This is a genomic window from Mesorhizobium sp. 113-1-2 (genome assembly GCF_016756475.1).
Lineage (GTDB): Bacteria > Pseudomonadota > Alphaproteobacteria > Rhizobiales > Rhizobiaceae > Mesorhizobium > Mesorhizobium loti_C.
Window position 1 is genome coordinate 6,893,668 of the sequence record NZ_AP023242.1, and the last position, 15,794, is coordinate 6,909,461.

General features: G+C 63.9%; 16 protein-coding genes. 5 read left to right on the plus strand and 11 right to left on the minus strand.

What is annotated here, in order from left to right; all coding sequences use genetic code 11:
- Nucleotides 1-4: 4 nt before the first annotated feature.
- The 3 genes from JN279_RS33255 to JN279_RS33265 all read right to left on the minus strand — a co-directional run bounded on the left by JN279_RS33255 (nucleotide 5) and on the right by JN279_RS33265 (nucleotide 2,379).
- The gene (locus JN279_RS33255) at nucleotides 5-463 is read right to left on the minus strand and encodes a PaaI family thioesterase (protein WP_015316525.1); all 459 of its coding nucleotides are present in this window, start codon (nucleotides 461-463) and stop codon (nucleotides 5-7) included.
- Nucleotides 464-562: 99 nt separating this feature from the next.
- The gene (locus JN279_RS33260) at nucleotides 563-1,015 is read right to left on the minus strand and encodes a TspO/MBR family protein (protein ID WP_096454540.1); all 453 of its coding nucleotides are present in this window, start codon (nucleotides 1,013-1,015) and stop codon (nucleotides 563-565) included.
- 74 nt (nucleotides 1,016-1,089) lie between these two features.
- Nucleotides 1,090-2,379 (minus strand): RsmB/NOP family class I SAM-dependent RNA methyltransferase, encoded by a 1,290-nt coding sequence (locus JN279_RS33265; protein ID WP_202351310.1) that lies wholly within the window; start codon nucleotides 2,377-2,379, stop codon nucleotides 1,090-1,092.
- A gap of 302 nt (nucleotides 2,380-2,681) precedes the next feature.
- Between JN279_RS33265 and JN279_RS33270 the strand changes: the two genes are divergently transcribed.
- Entirely contained in the window at nucleotides 2,682-3,359 is a 678-nt protein-coding gene (locus JN279_RS33270; protein WP_202351311.1) for an MIP family channel protein, read from the plus strand.
- Nucleotides 3,360-3,429: 70 nt separating this feature from the next.
- On the opposite strand, the gene katG is transcribed toward JN279_RS33270, so the two are convergent.
- On the minus strand, nucleotides 3,430-5,628 hold the full coding sequence (gene katG / locus JN279_RS33275; RefSeq protein WP_202351312.1) for a catalase/peroxidase HPI: 2,199 nt from the start codon (nucleotides 5,626-5,628) through the stop codon (nucleotides 3,430-3,432).
- A 149-nt stretch (nucleotides 5,629-5,777) separates the two neighbouring features.
- On the opposite strand from katG, the gene JN279_RS33280 reads away from it, so the two are divergent.
- Entirely contained in the window at nucleotides 5,778-6,686 is a 909-nt protein-coding gene (locus tag JN279_RS33280; protein WP_096454534.1) for a hydrogen peroxide-inducible genes activator, read from the plus strand.
- An 18-nt stretch (nucleotides 6,687-6,704) separates the two neighbouring features.
- On the opposite strand, the gene JN279_RS33285 is transcribed toward JN279_RS33280, so the two are convergent.
- From JN279_RS33285 to JN279_RS33300, 4 genes are read right to left on the minus strand one after another with little or no spacing between them, the layout of a single operon-like run.
- The gene (locus tag JN279_RS33285) at nucleotides 6,705-7,457 is read right to left on the minus strand and encodes an amino acid ABC transporter ATP-binding protein (RefSeq protein WP_202353859.1); all 753 of its coding nucleotides are present in this window, start codon (nucleotides 7,455-7,457) and stop codon (nucleotides 6,705-6,707) included.
- Between the two features lie 50 nt (nucleotides 7,458-7,507).
- A complete protein-coding gene (locus JN279_RS33290) occupies nucleotides 7,508-8,449 on the minus strand; it encodes an amino acid ABC transporter permease (RefSeq protein ID WP_202351313.1) in 942 nt (313 codons plus the stop codon).
- 57 nt (nucleotides 8,450-8,506) lie between these two features.
- Nucleotides 8,507-9,364 (minus strand): ABC transporter substrate-binding protein, encoded by an 858-nt coding sequence (locus JN279_RS33295; protein ID WP_202351314.1) that lies wholly within the window; start codon nucleotides 9,362-9,364, stop codon nucleotides 8,507-8,509.
- 30 nt (nucleotides 9,365-9,394) lie between these two features.
- The gene (locus JN279_RS33300; RefSeq protein WP_202351315.1) at nucleotides 9,395-10,408 is read right to left on the minus strand and encodes an isopenicillin N synthase family dioxygenase; all 1,014 of its coding nucleotides are present in this window, start codon (nucleotides 10,406-10,408) and stop codon (nucleotides 9,395-9,397) included.
- 103 nt (nucleotides 10,409-10,511) lie between these two features.
- On the opposite strand from JN279_RS33300, the gene JN279_RS33305 reads away from it, so the two are divergent.
- Both JN279_RS33305 and JN279_RS33310 read left to right on the plus strand, forming a co-directional pair.
- Nucleotides 10,512-11,456, plus strand: a complete 945-nt coding sequence (locus tag JN279_RS33305) for a nucleoside hydrolase (RefSeq protein WP_096454524.1) — start codon at nucleotides 10,512-10,514, stop codon at nucleotides 11,454-11,456.
- A 103-nt stretch (nucleotides 11,457-11,559) separates the two neighbouring features.
- Nucleotides 11,560-12,246 (plus strand): TetR/AcrR family transcriptional regulator, encoded by a 687-nt coding sequence (locus JN279_RS33310; protein WP_202351316.1) that lies wholly within the window; start codon nucleotides 11,560-11,562, stop codon nucleotides 12,244-12,246.
- A gap of 41 nt (nucleotides 12,247-12,287) precedes the next feature.
- On the opposite strand, the gene JN279_RS33315 is transcribed toward JN279_RS33310, so the two are convergent.
- Together JN279_RS33315 and JN279_RS33320 are read right to left on the minus strand one after the other, a co-directional pair.
- Entirely contained in the window at nucleotides 12,288-12,812 is a 525-nt protein-coding gene (locus JN279_RS33315) for a hypothetical protein (RefSeq protein ID WP_202351317.1), read from the minus strand.
- Nucleotides 12,813-12,825: 13 nt separating this feature from the next.
- Complete coding sequence (locus tag JN279_RS33320; RefSeq protein WP_096454518.1) at nucleotides 12,826-13,656, minus strand: class I SAM-dependent methyltransferase; 831 nt, start codon at nucleotides 13,654-13,656, stop codon at nucleotides 12,826-12,828.
- A 75-nt stretch (nucleotides 13,657-13,731) separates the two neighbouring features.
- Between JN279_RS33320 and JN279_RS33325 the strand changes: the two genes are divergently transcribed.
- Nucleotides 13,732-14,640 carry a LysR family transcriptional regulator gene (locus JN279_RS33325; RefSeq protein ID WP_096454516.1) on the plus strand — a complete coding sequence of 303 codons (909 nt, stop codon included), beginning with the start codon at nucleotides 13,732-13,734 and terminating at the stop codon, nucleotides 14,638-14,640.
- Between the two features lie 48 nt (nucleotides 14,641-14,688).
- Here JN279_RS33325 and JN279_RS33330 read toward each other — a convergent pair whose 3' ends face one another.
- Complete coding sequence (locus tag JN279_RS33330) at nucleotides 14,689-15,792, minus strand: calcium:proton antiporter (protein ID WP_096454515.1); 1,104 nt, start codon at nucleotides 15,790-15,792, stop codon at nucleotides 14,689-14,691.
- Nucleotides 15,793-15,794: the final 2 nt, after the last annotated feature.

Genomic DNA, 15,794 nt, shown 5'->3' on the forward strand with positions numbered 1-15,794 from the left:
CGGATCACCCCGCGATGCCATCCCGGCCCAGCACCGTCATCATCGTGCCGGTCATGGTGGCGATCAGCTTGGCCTCGCCGTCGGCGGCGAAGGCATAGGCCTGGCCGTCAGCAACGATGATGGTGCGTCCGGGCTTGGTCACCGAGCCACGGAACAGAAAACGTTCGCCCCTGCCCGGCGCCAGTAGGTTGACCTTGAATTCGATGGTCAACACGCCGGAATTCTCCGGCATCAGCGAGAATGCCGCGTAACCGCAGGCCGAGTCGAGCGCGGTCGAGATGACGCCAGCGTGGAGAAAACCATGCTGCTGGGTCAAGGCGGCTGAATAGGGCATCTCGATCTCGATGATGCCGGGGGTCACCAATGTCAGTTCGGCGCCGATCGTCGCCATCGCCTGCTGGCGGGCGAAGGATGCCCTAACGCGATCCTCATAGTCCGGAGCCGGTACGATCTTTGCTGCCATCGCTGATGCCTTCAGTTTTGCCGGAAAATCTTATCGCAGAGGCACGAGCGGCAGGCAAATGCTTTTGCTGCACTGCAACAAAACGACAATGCGAGCGTCCTAGTTCAACCAGAGAAGCGAGGCGTTGAGCAGAGTGGCGAACGCCACCCAGGCCGCGTAAGGCACAAACAGCCAGCTGGACAGCCGGTCGCGGTTCCAGGCGCTGGCGATGAACAGCAAGATGCTCGCGAGAAGAAGCGCAATGACGACCAAGGCAGGTCCCATCATCTTGGCGCCGAAGAAGGTTGGCGACCACGCGAAATTCAGAGCGAGCTGGATGCCCCAGACCTTCATCGCTGTTCCCTTGGGTTCTCGCACCCATGTTCGCCAGCCGGCCACGGCGATCAGCACATAGAGCAGTGTCCAGGCAGGCCCAAAGACCCAGTTGGGCGGATTGAAGGGCGGCTTGGCCAGCGATGCGTACCAGGCGCCCGGCAAGGTCGCGTAACCGATCAGCAGGCCACCGCCCAGCGCCAGGACAAGGAAAAGCAGCAGCGACGGATATTTCTTCAAGAGTCCCACCCCGTGGCGGCTCGGCGCCGCGCATCTGCAACTGGAGCATGATCGCTGCCTGTCAACGGCAGCGTTCAACTCGCCTTGCGCAGCGCGCAGAAATAAAACCCGTCCGTTCCACTCAGCAACGGCGACAGCGAAACATCGCCGGCGGAGCCGATCCGTGCGGCCGCCTCATGGCCCGGAAAATGGCCGTTCCACAACGCGCGATGATCAACCGGGGCAAAGCCTTTGTGCCGCTCGCGAAATGCCGCGATCTGCTCGCCATTCTCCTCGTCGAACACCGAACAGGTGATGTAGACCAGCAGGCCGCCGGGTTTCACATACAGTTTGGCGGCATCGAGGATTGCCGACTGTTCGCCCTTGCGGGCGTCGAGCTGCCTTTGCGTCAGCCGCCATTTGGCATCGGGACGGCGCCGCCAGGTGCCGCTGCCGGTGCAGGGCGCATCGACCAGCACGATGTCCATATGGTTGGCGAGGGGGCTGAGTTCAGCCGGCTTGGTGACGACCTGCACATTGCGGTTTTCCGAACGGCGGATGCGGTCGAAGATCGGCGCCAGCCGCGCCTTTTCGGCATCGTGGGCGAAGATCTGGCCGCGATTGTCCATCGCGGCCGACAGCGCCAGTGTCTTGCCGCCGGCGCCGGCGCAGAAGTCGAGCACCTGCATGCCGGCTTCGGCGCCGGCAAGCGTTGCCGCTATTTGCGAGCCCTCGTCCTGGACCTCGAACCAGCCTTTCTGGAAGGCCGGCTCCGACTGCACGTTGGGGTGCCTGCCGTCGCCGTCGATGGGCGGAATGCGGATGCCGAGCGGCGCGATCCGCGCGGGCTGCGCTCCTGTATCGGCTAGCTCCTTGAGCACCTTGGCGCGATCGGCCTGCAGCGTGTTGACCCTGATGTCGAGCGGCGGGCGTGTCGCAAGTGCTGCGCCCTCCCCGACCCATGCCTCGCCAAAAGCCCGTTCGAAAAGCAGTTCGCACCAATCGGGTATGTCGGCGCGCACCGCGGGCGGCGCGTCGGCAAGCTGGCGACCGGAGATCGTCTGCAGTTCGGTGGCGCTGAGCAGCGGCGGCGCGAACTTGTCGCCGTCGAGCGCGTCGTTGAGCGACTGCGCCGTCTGGCCCCATTCGAGCAGCAATGCGCCGAAGCCGATGGCGCGTGGCGTGTCTCCGCCGAGCAGCCAGCCGGCCGAGCGCTTGTGACGCAGCGCGTCGTAGACGATGTTGCCGATCGCCGCGCGATCACCGCCGCCGGCGAAGCGGTGCGACAGGCCCCAATCCTTCAGCGCATCGGCCACCGGCCGGTGACGCCGGCCAATGTCCTCCAGCACTTCGATGGCCGCAGCCAGCCGTCCGCCTAGTCGCATTGATCATTCCATCAAATCGAGATCTATCGCCTGCTCTTAGAGCCTTTCGCGTCCGGATTGAACCCCGCCCCATCTCGCGACAAAGCGGCCTTCTGAAATCTGTCCGATCCATAAATATCGCGGGCCGGCAACAGCAGATCGATCAATAAATGCAAGGTCTCTAATGTTTGCAACTGGCGACCGCAAGCACGGCTTGTGGCGCAACCGCTCAGCTTTCCAAGTTTTTCGCTTGGGAATACTCTTCACAGCATGATTCGCGGCGCGGAAAACGTGGACCGGCGGATCGCTACGAGGAGAGGGCAATGAAAACTTATCTGGCGGAAGTTCTAGGCACATTTCTGTTGGTGTTCATCGGCACGGCGTCGGTGGTGACGGGCGGCTTCGGCGGCGCGCTGCCGCTCGGCCAGGAAGGTATTGGTCTGGCATTCGGCATCGGCCTCATCGCCGCCGCCTATGCAATCGGCCCGATTTCGGGCGCGCATCTCAATCCGGCGGTGACGCTCGGCGTCTTCCTCGCCGGCCGGCTGCCGGCCAAGGACGTCATCCCCTATTGGATCGCGCAGATCATCGGCGCCATCCTGGCTTCGCTGGCACTGTGGATCATCGTTTCCGGCCAGGCCGGCGGCCACACCGGCGGCTTCGGCGCCAATGGCTGGGACGAGACGAAATGGGGCATGAGCTCGGCCTTCCTGTGGGAGCTGATCGGCACCTTCACCTTCGTCACGGTGATCCTGGGCGTGACCGCTGAAAAGCACTCGACGGCATTTGCCGGCCTGGTCATCGGCCTGACGCTGGCGGGCATTCACTTCGCCATGATCCCGGTCACCGGTACCTCGGTCAATCCGGCCCGCTCCATCGGCCCGGCGCTGTTCACCGGCGGCGCCGCGCTCAGCCAGCTCTGGCTGTTCATCGTCGCCCCGCTACTCGGCGGCGCCATCGCCGGCGTCGTCGCCAAGGCACGCATCTTCGAGAAGGACTGATCTCGAAAGCCTGAACGAAAAAGGCGCGGGCTACGGCCCGCGCCTTTTTTATGGATAGAGCTTGTCCGGATCAGCCGGCGATGTCGAAGCGGTCGGCGTTCATCACCTTGGTCCAGGCCACGACGAAATCCCTGGCAAACTTCGCCTTGGCGTCCGCCGTCGCATAGACTTCGGCGAGCGCGCGCAGCTGGGAGTGCGAGCCGAAGATCAGGTCGGCACGGGTGCCGGTCCATTTGACTTCGCCGGTCTTGCGGTCGCGGCCCTCAAACACATCCTTGGCATCCGATGTCGCCTTCCACTCCGTGCCCATGTCGAGCAGGTTGACGAAGAAGTCGTTGCTCAACGTTTCCGGCTGCTTGGTGAAGACGCCATGCTTGGACTGCCCGGCATTGGCGCCGAGAACGCGCAGGCCGCCGACGAGGACGGTCAGCTCCGGCGCGGTCAGCGTCAGCAACTGCGCCCGGTCGACCAGCGCCTCCTCGACAGTCAGCCGCTGTTTGCCGCTGACATAGTTGCGGAAGCCGTCAATCGTCGGCTCCAGCGGCGCGAAGGAGTGGATGTCCGTCTGCTCCTGCGAGGCATCCATGCGGCCTGGCCAGAACGGAACGTCGACGCTGTGGCCGGCGGCCTTTGCAGCCTTCTCGATTGCCGCGTTGCCGCCGAGAACGATCAGGTCGGCAAGCGAGACCTTCTTGCTGCCGGTCTGCGAAGCGTTGAAGTCCTTGGCGATCGCCTCGAGCTTGCCGAGAACCTTGGCCAGCTCCGCCGGCTGGTTGACGGCCCAGTCCTTTTGCGGGCTGAGGCGGATGCGTGCGCCATTGGCGCCGCCGCGCTTGTCGGAACCACGGAAGGTCGAGGCCGACGCCCAGGCCGTCGAAACCAGCTGCGACACCGACAGGCCCGAAGCCAGGATCTTGGCCTTGAGCGCTTCGGCATCCTGCTCGTCGATCAGCACATGATCGACCGCCGGGATGATGTCCTGCCAGGGCAGCTCTTCCTTCGGAACCAACGGGCCGAGATAGCGGGCGACCGGGCCCATATCGCGGTGGGTCAGCTTATACCAAGCGCGGGCGAAAGCGTCGGCGAACTGATCCGGGTTCTCATGGAAGCGCTTCGAGATCGTTGCGTAGGAAGGATCGAAACGCAGCGCGAGGTCGGTGGTCAGCATGGAGGGTGCGTGGCGCTTGGCCGAGTTGTGTGCGTCCGGCACCGTGCCGGCGCCCGCGCCACCCTTCGGCGTCCACTGATGCGCGCCGGCCGGGCTCTTGGTCAGCTCCCAGTCGAAGCCGAACAGATTGTCGAAGAAGTTGTTGCTCCATTTGGTCGGCGTCGTCGTCCAAATGACTTCCAGACCGCTGCCGATGGCGTCACCGCCCTTGCCGGTGCCGAATTTGCTCGCCCAGCCAAGACCCTGCTGCTCGATATCGGCGCCTTCCGGCTCGACGCCCACCAGGCTCGCATCGCCAGCGCCATGGGTCTTGCCGAACGTATGGCCCCCGGCGATGAGCGCGACCGTCTCCTCGTCGTTCATCGCCATGCGGGCGAAGGTGTCCCTGATGTCGCGCGCCGCGGCCAGCGGATCCGGATTGCCGTTCGGCCCTTCCGGGTTGACATAGATCAGGCCCATCTGCACGGCCCCGAGGGGATTCTGCAGGTCACGGTCGCCGCTATAGCGCTCGTCGGCCAGCCACTTGCCTTCGGGACCCCAATAGACGTCCTGCTCGGGCTCCCAGACATCGGCGCGGCCGCCGGCAAAACCGAAGGTCTTGAAGCCCATCGATTCCAGCGCGACGTTGCCGGTCAGGATCAAAAGGTCGGCCCAGGAGATCTTGCGGCCATATTTCTGCTTGATCGGCCACAGCAGACGCCGAGCCTTGTCGAGGTTGACGTTGTCCGGCCAGCTGTTGAGCGGCGCGAAACGCTGCTGGCCGGCCCCGGCGCCGCCGCGGCCGTCGGCGATGCGGTAGGTGCCGGCGCTGTGCCAGGCCATGCGGATGAACAGCGGCCCGTAATGGCCGAAATCGGCCGGCCACCATTCCTGCGAATCCGTCATCAGCGCATGCAGGTCCTTGATGACGGCGTCGAGGTCGAGGCTTTTGAATTCCTCGGCATAATCGAACGCCTCGCCCATCGGGTCGGACAGGGATGACTGCTGGTGCAGGATCTGCACATTCAGCTGGTTCGGCCACCAGTCACGATTGGTCCTGCCAACGGCTCCGTGCGCGACCGGGCATTTGCCCGCGCTTTTGTCATCGGTGTTCGCGTCCATCTTCAGTCTCCGATTTTGCCGAGTTTTGATCTTTGCCAAGATTTTGGGGGGCGGCTCGTCGGCCGCACCATCTTGGAATGATTCCAGACTAGGCCGCATTCGCGATAAAAACAAATTGCCTTTCCTGTTCATTTCGATAGGATTTTCTTATGATCGGATTGACAGTTCGCCAGATGCATTATTTCGACGCGCTGGCGCAGACGCTGCATTTCGGGCGGGCGGCAAAGCTCGCCGGTGTCAGCCAGCCGGCACTGTCCTCGCAGATCGCCGAAATGGAAGAGCGGCTGAACTGCCGGCTGTTCGAACGCGGCGGCAAGTCGGTGCGCATGACCGACGAAGCGATCGCGCTCTTGCCGCGCATCGAACGCATCCTGGCCGACATACGCGACGTCGAAACCACGGCCCGGCGCGGCCGCACGGCCATGGAGGGGCGTTTCCGGCTGGGCATCATCCCGACCGTCGCGCCCTATCTTTTGCCGCGCGCCTTGCCCGAACTGAAAAAGCATTTCCCGGCCCTGCAGCTCGAACTGCGCGAGGCGGTCACCACTGCCCTGGTCGAGGACGTCGCATCGCGCAAGCTCGACGCTTTTATCGCCGCGCTTCCGCTCGACCATCCCGGTCTGATCACCGAGGCCCTTTTCCCCGACCGTTTCTTCCTCGCCGTGCCGGCAGGCGATCCGGCCTTCGCCTCGCCGCCGGTGCCGCCCGAAAGCCCGGCACTGGAGCGGCTGATGCTGCTGGAGGAAGGCCATTGCCTGCGCGAACAAGCGCTCGCCGTCTGCGGCAATGTGCGGCCGGTGGCGATGGCCAGCTACGGCGCCACCAGCCTGACCACGCTGTTGCAGATGGTGGCGCACGGACTCGGCGTGACGCTCATCCCGGAAATGGCGGCCGGGCCTGCCGGCACCATCCCCGACCTCAAGATCGTGCCGTTCCAGGAGCCGATGCCGCAACGCATGATCTGCCTTGCCTGGCGGCGCAACAATGCAAGGCATGGCGAATGCGTCGAACTGGCCAAAATCATCCGCAGCCTCGGCGCGGCGATGCTGGCGGCGTGAGAAGCGACCAGCCGGACGTCAGAGAACCCGGGACAAAAACTCGCGGGTGCGCGGCGATTGCGGGTTGGCGATCATCTCGCGCGGCGCGCCGCGTTCGACGATCGCGCCGCCATCCATGAAGACCAGATGATCGCCGATCTCGCGGGCAAAGCCGATTTCGTGGGTGACGACGACCATCGTCATCCCGCTCTCGGCCAGATCGCGCATCACCTGCAGCACTTCGCCGACCAATTCCGGGTCGAGCGCCGATGTCGGCTCGTCGAACAAAAGCACCTTCGGCTTCATCGCCATGGCACGCGCGATCGCCACGCGCTGCTGCTGGCCGCCGGACAGTTCGCGCGGATAGCGGTCGACCTTGTCGGCGAGGCCGACGCGCCGCAGCAGCACTTCCGCCTCGGCCTTGGCCTGGTCGAGCGGGACGCGCCGCACCTGCGTCGGTGCCTCGATCAGGTTCTCCATCACCGTCATGTGCGAGAACAGGTTGAACGACTGGAACAGCATGCCGATCTCGGCCCGGCGCTGGCACAGGAGATCGTCCTTGACCTCGTAGAGCCTGTCGCCCTGGAGGTCGTAGCCGACGAACTGGCTGTCCACCAACAGGATGCCGCCGCTGAGTTTTTCCAGATGGTTGATGCAGCGCAGGAACGTGCTCTTGCCGGATCCCGACGGACCGATGATACAGGCCACCGTTCCCTCGGCCACATCAAAGTCGACACCCTTGAGGACCTCAAGCGAGCCATAGGTTTTGCGCACGCCACGCGCGAACACCATGGAGTCGGCCGGCACGCCGAAGCGGGCGCGGTTTTCGGACTTCACGTCGCTCATCGGGCAACGCCGCGCAGGCTGATCAGATTGCGCAAGGCGCGCATCGTCAGTGGTTCTCGGCGCATGTCGCTGCGGCCGAAATGGCGCTCCAGGAAATGCTGTCCCACCGACATGATGCTGACCACGGCGAGATACCAGAAGGCGACCACGATCAAGAGCGGGATGGTCTCGAAGGTGCGGGCATAGATGCTTTGCGCGGTATAGAACAGGTCGTCGACCGCGATGAAGGTCACCAGCGAGGTCATCTTCAAGAGGTTGATCGCCTCGTTGCCGGTCGGCGGCAGCACGAAGCGCATGGCCTGCGGCAGGGTGATGCGCTTCAGGATCATGCGGTAGGGCATGCCGAGCGCGCTCGCCGCTTCCGACTGGCCAGGCGGCACCGACTTGATACCGGCGCGGATGATCTCGGCCATATAGCCGGCCTCGCACAGCGAAAGCGCCACGACTGCGGAGAAGAACGGGGTCATGAAGTCATTGGTGCGCACGGAAAACAGCGTGCCCAGGAAAGGCAGAGTGAGCGAGATTTCGCGCACCAGCAGCGACAGGTTGAACCAGAAGATCAGCTGGATCAGCGCCGGGACACCGCGGAAGAACCAGACATAGACGCCCGCGAAGGCGCGCAGCACCGGGCTTGGCGACACCCGCATGATGGCGATGACGGTGCCGACCACGATCGCCAGCAGCATGATGATGACAGTGAGCACCAGCGTGTTGCCGAGGCCGCGCATGATCGAGGGATGGAACAGGTAGCCGGCGGCCGTGCCCCAGGCGAAGGCCGGGTTGCTGGCGAAAGCGCGGATGATCAGGAAGGCCAGCAGCAAGGCGAACGCCGTGCCGACCCAGATGCCATAGCGGCGCTGCGGCACGACCGTCAGTCGTGACACAGCGACGGCAACGCCTGGCTCGACGCCGATCTCGGTCTGGTGGGCCATGCCCATCAATGGTCTCCTGGTTGCTGGCCGGCGCCTGACCCAGGATCAGGCGCCGGGTAATTCCTATTCGGCGCGCAGCGCGTTCATGGTGCCGACGAAGTAAGGTTCCTTGATCGCGTAGGCGCCCATGCCGTACTTTTCCAAGGTAGCCTTGTAGGTGCCGTTCTTGAACAGTTCGGCGAGCGCTGCCACCATCATGTCGGCGGTCTCCTTGTCGTCCTTGGCGATCGCCATGCCGAGTGGCGCGACATCGTAAAGCGTCGGCAGCACCACCAGTTGGCCCTTGCTCGTCACCTCGAAATAGCTCGAAGCGGTTGCATCGTCCATGCGGGCGTCGACACGATCGGACAGCACGGCCTGGACGATATCCGTCGAGGAGTTGAAGACAGACTTCGCAATGGCCGCCTGGCCCTTGTCGGTGCATTCCTTGCTCAGCTTGTCGACCAGGAAATCCGAGGCGCTGCCGGCCGAAACGCCGACGCGCTTGCCGCAGAGCGGGGTGTCGCCGCTGAAGCTCGCCTTCTTGTCCGGCGACGTCGAAACAGCCAGGCCGGCCTTCAGGAACATGACGAAATCGACCTGCTTCAGCCGCTCGGGCGTGGCCGAGAACGTCTCCCAGGCGATCTTGAAGCGGCCGGCGGCCAGGCCGGGGATCATCGAGGGGAACGGCGTGCGCTGCACGTCGAGCTTGGCGTCGACGAGCTTGGCCACCTCGCCGGCCAGTTCGATGATGATGCCGGTCTGCTTGCCGTCGGCGTCGAGATATTCAAACGGCGCATAGTCCAGCGTGTTGGCGACGGCGAGCGTCCCGCTCTGCTTGACGTCGGTGGATTTCGCAATCTCGGCGGCCCGGGAAACCCCGCCCCAGGCCATGGTGGATATCGCCAGCGCAAGGCCGGTCATTCGCAGATATGCATTCATTGCTGTTCCCCTTTCTTTGCTTGTTTGCCGTTATGCGCCGGCGGCTTCCGCCGCCTTCTTCTTGCGGTAGTGGTAGTTCTTGTCGATGCGCTCCATCAGATAGTCGCCGTAGAGCACCGGCCCGTATTTCGGCTGCGTACCGGCCGGCACGCAGACCGACAGCGCCTCGATCGTCTCGTCCATGGACGGATCGAAGAAGAAGGGCTGCGAATAGCGCTCGCGTCCCGAGCGGTTGATGACGCGGTGCGGCGTCGAAACGAACTGGTCGTTCGACCAGCGCGCCAGTATGTCGCCGACATTCATGACGAAGGAATCCGGAACCGGAGGTGCCGGAACCCAGTCGCCCGCCTTGTTCTTGACCTCGAGACCGCCGACATTGTCCTGCGCCAGCAAGGTGATGAAGCCGTAGTCGGTGTGCGGTGCCGAACCGAAGAGCCCCTCTTCCTGGGGCTGGGTCGGATAGTGCAGCAGCCGCAGGAAGGTCGTCGGCTGCTCGAAATAGCCGTCGAGGCTATCGGAGGGCAGCCCGAGCGAGAGCGCGATGGCGCGGACCATCTTGCGGGCCAGCGTGCCCATCTCCTCGACATAGCGCTCGATCGTCTGCCTGAAACCCGCAAGCGCTGTTTCGTCCGGCCACTGGTTGGGGCCTTGCAAGGGCTTGTCGGCCAGGGCCCTTGGATCGTCGGCGCCGACCTCGTGCATGAAGAAGATCGATTCGCTCTGGTTCGGCTTGCTGACGGTGGCCACCGACGAGGTCACGATGGTCGAACCGGCAAAGGGCAGGAAGCCACGGAAATTCTTGTCGATCTTCAGCTTCAGCTTTTCTTCGTCTGGCAAGGCGAAGAAGCGCTTCGAGGCCTCGCGCACGGCTTCGACATCGGCGCGCGGAATGGGATGCCCGGTGACATAGAGGAAGCCGATCGTCTCGAGATAGCGGCGCAGCGTCGCCGCCGTTGCCCAGATGGCGCCCTCATCGTCGCCATAGAGCGCCGAAACGTCGAGGATCGGAATTTCGGAAAAATCGCCGCGCTCTTGTGCATCCATTTTCGAACACCCTGTCTTGAACATAAGATACAGTACTGTATTTCTACACATCCGAACGGCCTCATCAATAGGCTTTCGATCGCAAATGGAAAGTCGCTCGAACATGGCACCACGCAAGATCATCATCGACACCGATCCGGGCCAGGACGACGCCTTCGCGATCCTCTTCGCGCTGGGCTCTCCGGCCGAACTCGACGTGGTCGGCATCACCACGGTCGGCGGCAATGTGCCGCTTACCCTGACGTCGAAGAATGCGCTCAAGGTGGTGGAGCTTGCCGGGCGGCCTGATGTGCCGGTGCATGCCGGATGCCCGGCGCCGATGGTGCGCAAGCTGATCACCGCCGAATATGTGCACGGCGAAACCGGCCTCGACGGCGCCGATCTTCCCGAACCGGTGACACCGCTGCAGAGCGAGCACGCCGTCAACTACATGGTGCGCACGATCATGGACGCGCCGGAGGGCGAGCTGACCGTCTGCACGCTCGGGCCGATGACCAATCTCGCCATGGCCATGACCATGGAGCCGAGGATCGTGCCCCGCCTGCGCGAAGTCGTGCTGATGGGCGGCGGTTTTTTCCAGGGCGGCAACGCCACGCCGGCGGCGGAGTTCAACATCTTCGTCGACCCGCATGCGGCGCACAAAGTGTTCGACAGCGGCGTGCCGGTGACCATGGCGGGCATAGACTGCACCTACACCGCGCTGATGACGCCGGAATGGCTCGACCGCCTGCGCGCCACCGGCAGCCGCGCGGCGATTGAGGCCGCCAATCTGGCCGACTTCTTCCGCCAGTACGGCACGCACAAATTCGAAACGCCGGCGCGCCCCATCCATGATGCCTGCGTCACCGGCTATCTGTTGGCGCCGCAGATCTATGAGCAGCGCCAATGCGCGGTCACGGTCGACATCGTCTCGCCGGAGACGATCGGCATGACCGTCGTCGACTGGTGGCACGTCACCGGCCGGCGCAAGAACTGCAATGTCCTGCGGCGCATCGATCCGGCGCCGTTCTTCGAACTCATGCTGGAGCGGATCAGCGCATTGCCCTGAGCTGCGCCTTCCGCGATAGATGGACACTTGATGAGTCGCGAAGCGCATCGAAGCCGGCGAACGGTTTGCAGGCGTCGCATATGGCGATGAAGGTCTTGACCAGATGAAAGCCGAAAGCGCCCCGGCCAGAGGCAAGAGACCGTCCAAAGCCGCTCCGCCCGCGAAGGCGGCACGGCAGACGCTGAGCCGCGAGGCCTGGATCACGGCCGCGCGCAAGGTGCTGGAAAAGCGCGGCATCGCCGAGGTCAAGATCGATCGCCTGGCGCATCAGTTCAAGGTGACGCGCGGCAGCTTCTATTTCCACTTCGCCAGCCTGGCCGACCTTCGCGACGGCCTGCTGCAGGAATGGCGAAACACCAATTGCGCGCCGTTCTGGGCCATGCGCGACATCCACGACATAGACGGCCTGCAGTTCTTCACCGACATCGTGCATGTCTGGGTCGATGAGGCGCCGTTCAGCCCGCTGCTGGATCTTGCCGTGCGCGACTGGTCGCGAACGTCGAAGAAGCTGGCGCAGGAGGTGAAGGACATGGACGATCTGCGCATCGCGCTGTTGATCCGCTCCTTCCGCGCCATGGGCTATCCCGAGGATGAAAGCCTGGTCAGGGCGCGCATCACCTATTTCCACCAGATCGGCCAATATGCGCTGTCCTTCAAGGAGGACCCGGCGGTACGCAGGAGCTACCAGCCGCTGTTCGGAGAGGTGCTGCTCGGGCCGCTCGTGCAGGAGCCGGGCTCGGCGCCGCGACCGAGCGAAATGCGAGCCGGCCGCCGCCAGCAAGGGGCGTAGCGGCAGGCAGGTTGCGGACGCCCAGCCGATTTCCAAACCATCTACGAAGCAGCCGCCTCGCCGGCGATGGCGCGTGTCGCGTTCTGGTGCGGGCGCACCAGAAAATAGAATGCGGCGATGTGTGTGATCATCAGCAGCGGCACGTAGATGACGGGAATCGCGTAGGTGGCGCCAAACAATCCTGCATGAGCAGGAAGGTCGGCCTGGATGGCGAGGTAATAGTCGACGATGAGGTCGACCGTGCCTGCAACGTTGAAGGCGACGACGAACGGCCAGAAGAGCGGGCGTATCCGCACCGTGAGCAGCGCCAGCATGGCCAGCAGCCCGGTTGCGAAGTCACCATAGGCGGCGAAGGTGGCAAAGCTGGCGGGCAGGTCGGGGCTGACGACACCCGGAAGGATGAAGACCAGCCCGAAGAAGCGGAAACTGTGCAGCGTGGCAATGGCGCGTTGCGCCGCGACCCGGTCCATCGAGTTCAGCCAGGGCCAGATGTATGCGCGCAAGCAAAGCAGCCACGCGACATAACCCAGAACGAGATGGGTCTGGAAAAGGGGTTCCGTCGACATTTCTGGTCTCCTGTCAGCTGTGGGTCGACGCGGCCTCGAACACCGCGGTCAGGATGCCGAGCCGGCCTTCCATGAGATTTCGCCCCAGATTGGCTGCAAGCTCGGCGAAGTCCGGCCCCATCACCACGCCGAGATTTGGCGAAGGCGGCGGACCCAACGCCCGCAACTGCGCGAACCAGGCCTTGGCGATCTCGGTGTCGTCTTGCCATGCCAGCATGCGGAAGCCGGCCGGTTCGATCGCCTCACGCGTCGCGTCGGCTGTCAGGAGGAAGCTTGTTGCCGGCGTTCGCGCCCAGGGAAGCGGATAGAGCGGCTGGCCGCTGCCCAACACGACGTCGAAGGTGGCAAACTTGCCGCCTGATTTCAGCATGCGCCGAATCTCGCGATAGAGCTGCCCCCGGTCGAAGATGTTCATCGCCACATGCTGCAGCAGCGCGATGTCGAAACGGCCGTCATCGAACGGAAGCTCCAGGGCGCTGGCGGTCTGGAACGACAATTGTCCGCCCTGCCTCGTGCGCTCGGTCAGATAGCGCGCGGCATCCACGAAAGGCTCGCTGAGGTCCACGCCGGCAACCCTGCAGCCATAGGTCGCAGCCAGAAAGCGCGCCGGCCCGCCGATGCCCGAGCCGACATCCAGAACCGACATGCCGGCGGTGATGTCAGCCAATTGGGCAAGCTCAGCGGTCGCCGCAAGCCCACGGGTGTGAAACTGGTCGAGGGTACCCAATTGCTGCGGGGTGAGAAGCCGATCCTCCGGGCCGAAGGCAGCCAGTGCGGTCTTCAGCCGTTCAGTCAGGCCGGTCGCGCGGTAATGGTCGCGCACCCCATCAAGTCCATCGGTCATAGCAGGTCTCCAAGGTTCACCCCTTACTTAAACCCGCTTCCTTAGTTCAACTATCCGCTATAATAGAAACAGGCCATGAAGCAGAACTACACAATCCGGCATGGGGCGCTTGAGGGCGTCGAGGTGTTCCTGGCGGTCGCCAGGCGCCGCAACTTCCGCCGCGCCGCTGCCGATCTCGGCGTGACGCCTTCGGCCGTAAGCCAGGCGGTGCGCGCGCTGGAAGCCCGCATCGGTGCGGCGTTGTTTGTCCGCACGACACGCAGCGTCGGCCTGACCGAGGCCGGTCAGCGCTTCCTCGACCGTGCCGGCCCTGCCTTCGAGGAGATCGTCGCCGCCGGCGAGGCCGCGCGGGATGTCGGCCGGCGGCCGACCGGCTTGCTGCGCCTGTCGGTGCCGCGCGCCGTCGTGCCGTTGATCCTGGAGCCGGTGATCGCGTCTTTCTGCCAGGCCTATCCCGAAGTCGAACTGGAGATCGCGGCGAGCGACGAGATGGTCGATCTGGCGACCGGCGGGTTCGATGCCGGCATTCGCCTCGGCCAGTTCATTGCGACCGACATGGTCGCGGTCCGGCTGACACCGTCATTCTCGTTCGTGGTCGTCGGCAGCCCCGACTATTTCGAGCGCCATGGGCGCCCAGAACGTGTCGACGACTTGCGCCACCACGCCTGCCTGCGCTTGCGCCGTTCGAACGGCGCCATCGCACCCTGGACATTCGTCGACGGAAACGAGGCGATCGAGGCCATCGTTTCAGGCCCGCTGATCGCGCATGACTATCCGACATTGCTCGGAGCCGCGATGCGTGGGATTGGGCTGGCGCAGATCCCTCGACCTGTCGCCGAAGGTCCGATTGCCCAGGGAAAACTCGAGCCCGTGCTGGACACCATCGCCGCGACGACGCCGGGCGTCTTCCTCTATCATCCCGGCAAGCGCCAGATCCTGCCGAAGCTGCGCGCCTTCATCGACCACCTCAAATCCGGGGTCTGAGATAGCGAAGGATGTTGGAGCCTTGGCGCTTCGCTTCTACCGCAGCTTTCATGGTATAAATATCAGAAATAGATAAGTAAAAAATACGACAAGATGGACCATTCCGGTCAAGAACGTCGTTCTTTCAGTGCTGAAGCTTACATTGCATATGAAAAGCGCCAGGACCAAAAGGACCGCATCAGTAGCCGGCAGCCCCAGGGTCAGTCCTCTCCCCGTGAGCAGGCTGGCGGCTGCGACTCCCGGTATGGTCAGCCCGATCGTGGCGCAAGCCGAACCCATCGCGACATTCAAGCCGCGCTGCAGCTCGTTGTTGAGTGAAGCGCGCACCGCCGAAATGGCCTCCGGCATCAACACCAGCCCCGCGATCATTGCCCCCACAATGCTGTCAGCCTGGGTCACCTGGTAGGCAACGAGCGTATCTTCGACACTTGCCGCGACCTGTTCGGCGAGCATGACAATTCCGATCAGGCCGGCCATCAGCAGCAGAGCGCTGGCAGAGATGTTCTCGTGAGGGGCAGCGCGCACCGAAACGTCGTGTGGTTGTCTCTGGATGAAGTCTTCCCGGTGCCGGACGGTCTGCGCGAACACGAAGCTTGCATAGAGCAGCACTGAAAGGACGCTGACGAAACCAAGTTGGGCTGCCGAAAACGTGCCGGGATCCGTGGTCTGGGTGTAGGTCGGCAGAATAAGCGTCATGACGGTCAGCGCGATCAGAACCGCCAGATAGGCACTGGTCCCTTGCCGCACGATGGCCTGCTTGCGATGACGCCAGCCGCCAAGCGCGAGACACATGCCGACAACGCCGGTTGATGTGATCATCACCGTCGAGAAGACGGACTCCCGTGCCAGCGTCGGGTTGTTCTCTCCATGCAGCATCATGGAAACAATGATCGACACTTCGATTGCCGTGACGGCAAACGTCAGCACCAGCGTGCCGTACGGCTCCCCGACCCGCCGCGCTACCGCCTCGGCGTGGTCGAGCACCACGAAAATGGTGACGAACATGATCGCACACGACAGCGCGCCGACAAGGATCCTGGCGTTCAGCGACCCCTGGTCCACCGACAACCCGCTGGCTCTGACCGCGACAGCCATCGCCAGCGCAGCGAGGGGCATCGCGTAGGAAATCGCCGATCGTCCGAAACCAGTCATTC

What these genes read in the sequence shown, in the direction of transcription:
- JN279_RS33255 (WP_015316525.1), bottom strand. Translation starts at nt 463, where the DNA reads ATGGCAGCAAAGATCGTACCGGCTCCGGACTATGAGGATCGCGTTAGG.
- JN279_RS33265 (WP_202351310.1), bottom strand. Translation starts at nt 2,379, where the DNA reads ATGCGACTAGGCGGACGGCTGGCTGCGGCCATCGAAGTGCTGGAGGAC.
- JN279_RS33270 (WP_202351311.1), top strand. Translation starts at nt 2,682, where the DNA reads ATGAAAACTTATCTGGCGGAAGTTCTAGGCACATTTCTGTTGGTGTTC.
- katG (WP_202351312.1), bottom strand. Translation starts at nt 5,628, where the DNA reads ATGGACGCGAACACCGATGACAAAAGCGCGGGCAAATGCCCGGTCGCG.
- JN279_RS33280 (WP_096454534.1), top strand. Translation starts at nt 5,778, where the DNA reads ATGATCGGATTGACAGTTCGCCAGATGCATTATTTCGACGCGCTGGCG.
- JN279_RS33285 (WP_202353859.1), bottom strand. Translation starts at nt 7,457, where the DNA reads ATGGTGTTCGCGCGTGGCGTGCGCAAAACCTATGGCTCGCTTGAGGTC.
- JN279_RS33290 (WP_202351313.1), bottom strand. Translation starts at nt 8,449, where the DNA reads ATGGGCATGGCCCACCAGACCGAGATCGGCGTCGAGCCAGGCGTTGCC.
- JN279_RS33295 (WP_202351314.1), bottom strand. Translation starts at nt 9,364, where the DNA reads ATGAATGCATATCTGCGAATGACCGGCCTTGCGCTGGCGATATCCACC.
- JN279_RS33300 (WP_202351315.1), bottom strand. Translation starts at nt 10,408, where the DNA reads ATGGATGCACAAGAGCGCGGCGATTTTTCCGAAATTCCGATCCTCGAC.
- JN279_RS33305 (WP_096454524.1), top strand. Translation starts at nt 10,512, where the DNA reads ATGGCACCACGCAAGATCATCATCGACACCGATCCGGGCCAGGACGAC.
- JN279_RS33310 (WP_202351316.1), top strand. Translation starts at nt 11,560, where the DNA reads ATGAAAGCCGAAAGCGCCCCGGCCAGAGGCAAGAGACCGTCCAAAGCC.
- JN279_RS33315 (WP_202351317.1), bottom strand. Translation starts at nt 12,812, where the DNA reads ATGTCGACGGAACCCCTTTTCCAGACCCATCTCGTTCTGGGTTATGTC.
- JN279_RS33320 (WP_096454518.1), bottom strand. Translation starts at nt 13,656, where the DNA reads ATGACCGATGGACTTGATGGGGTGCGCGACCATTACCGCGCGACCGGC.
- JN279_RS33325 (WP_096454516.1), top strand. Translation starts at nt 13,732, where the DNA reads ATGAAGCAGAACTACACAATCCGGCATGGGGCGCTTGAGGGCGTCGAG.
- JN279_RS33330 (WP_096454515.1), bottom strand. Translation starts at nt 15,792, where the DNA reads ATGACTGGTTTCGGACGATCGGCGATTTCCTACGCGATGCCCCTCGCT.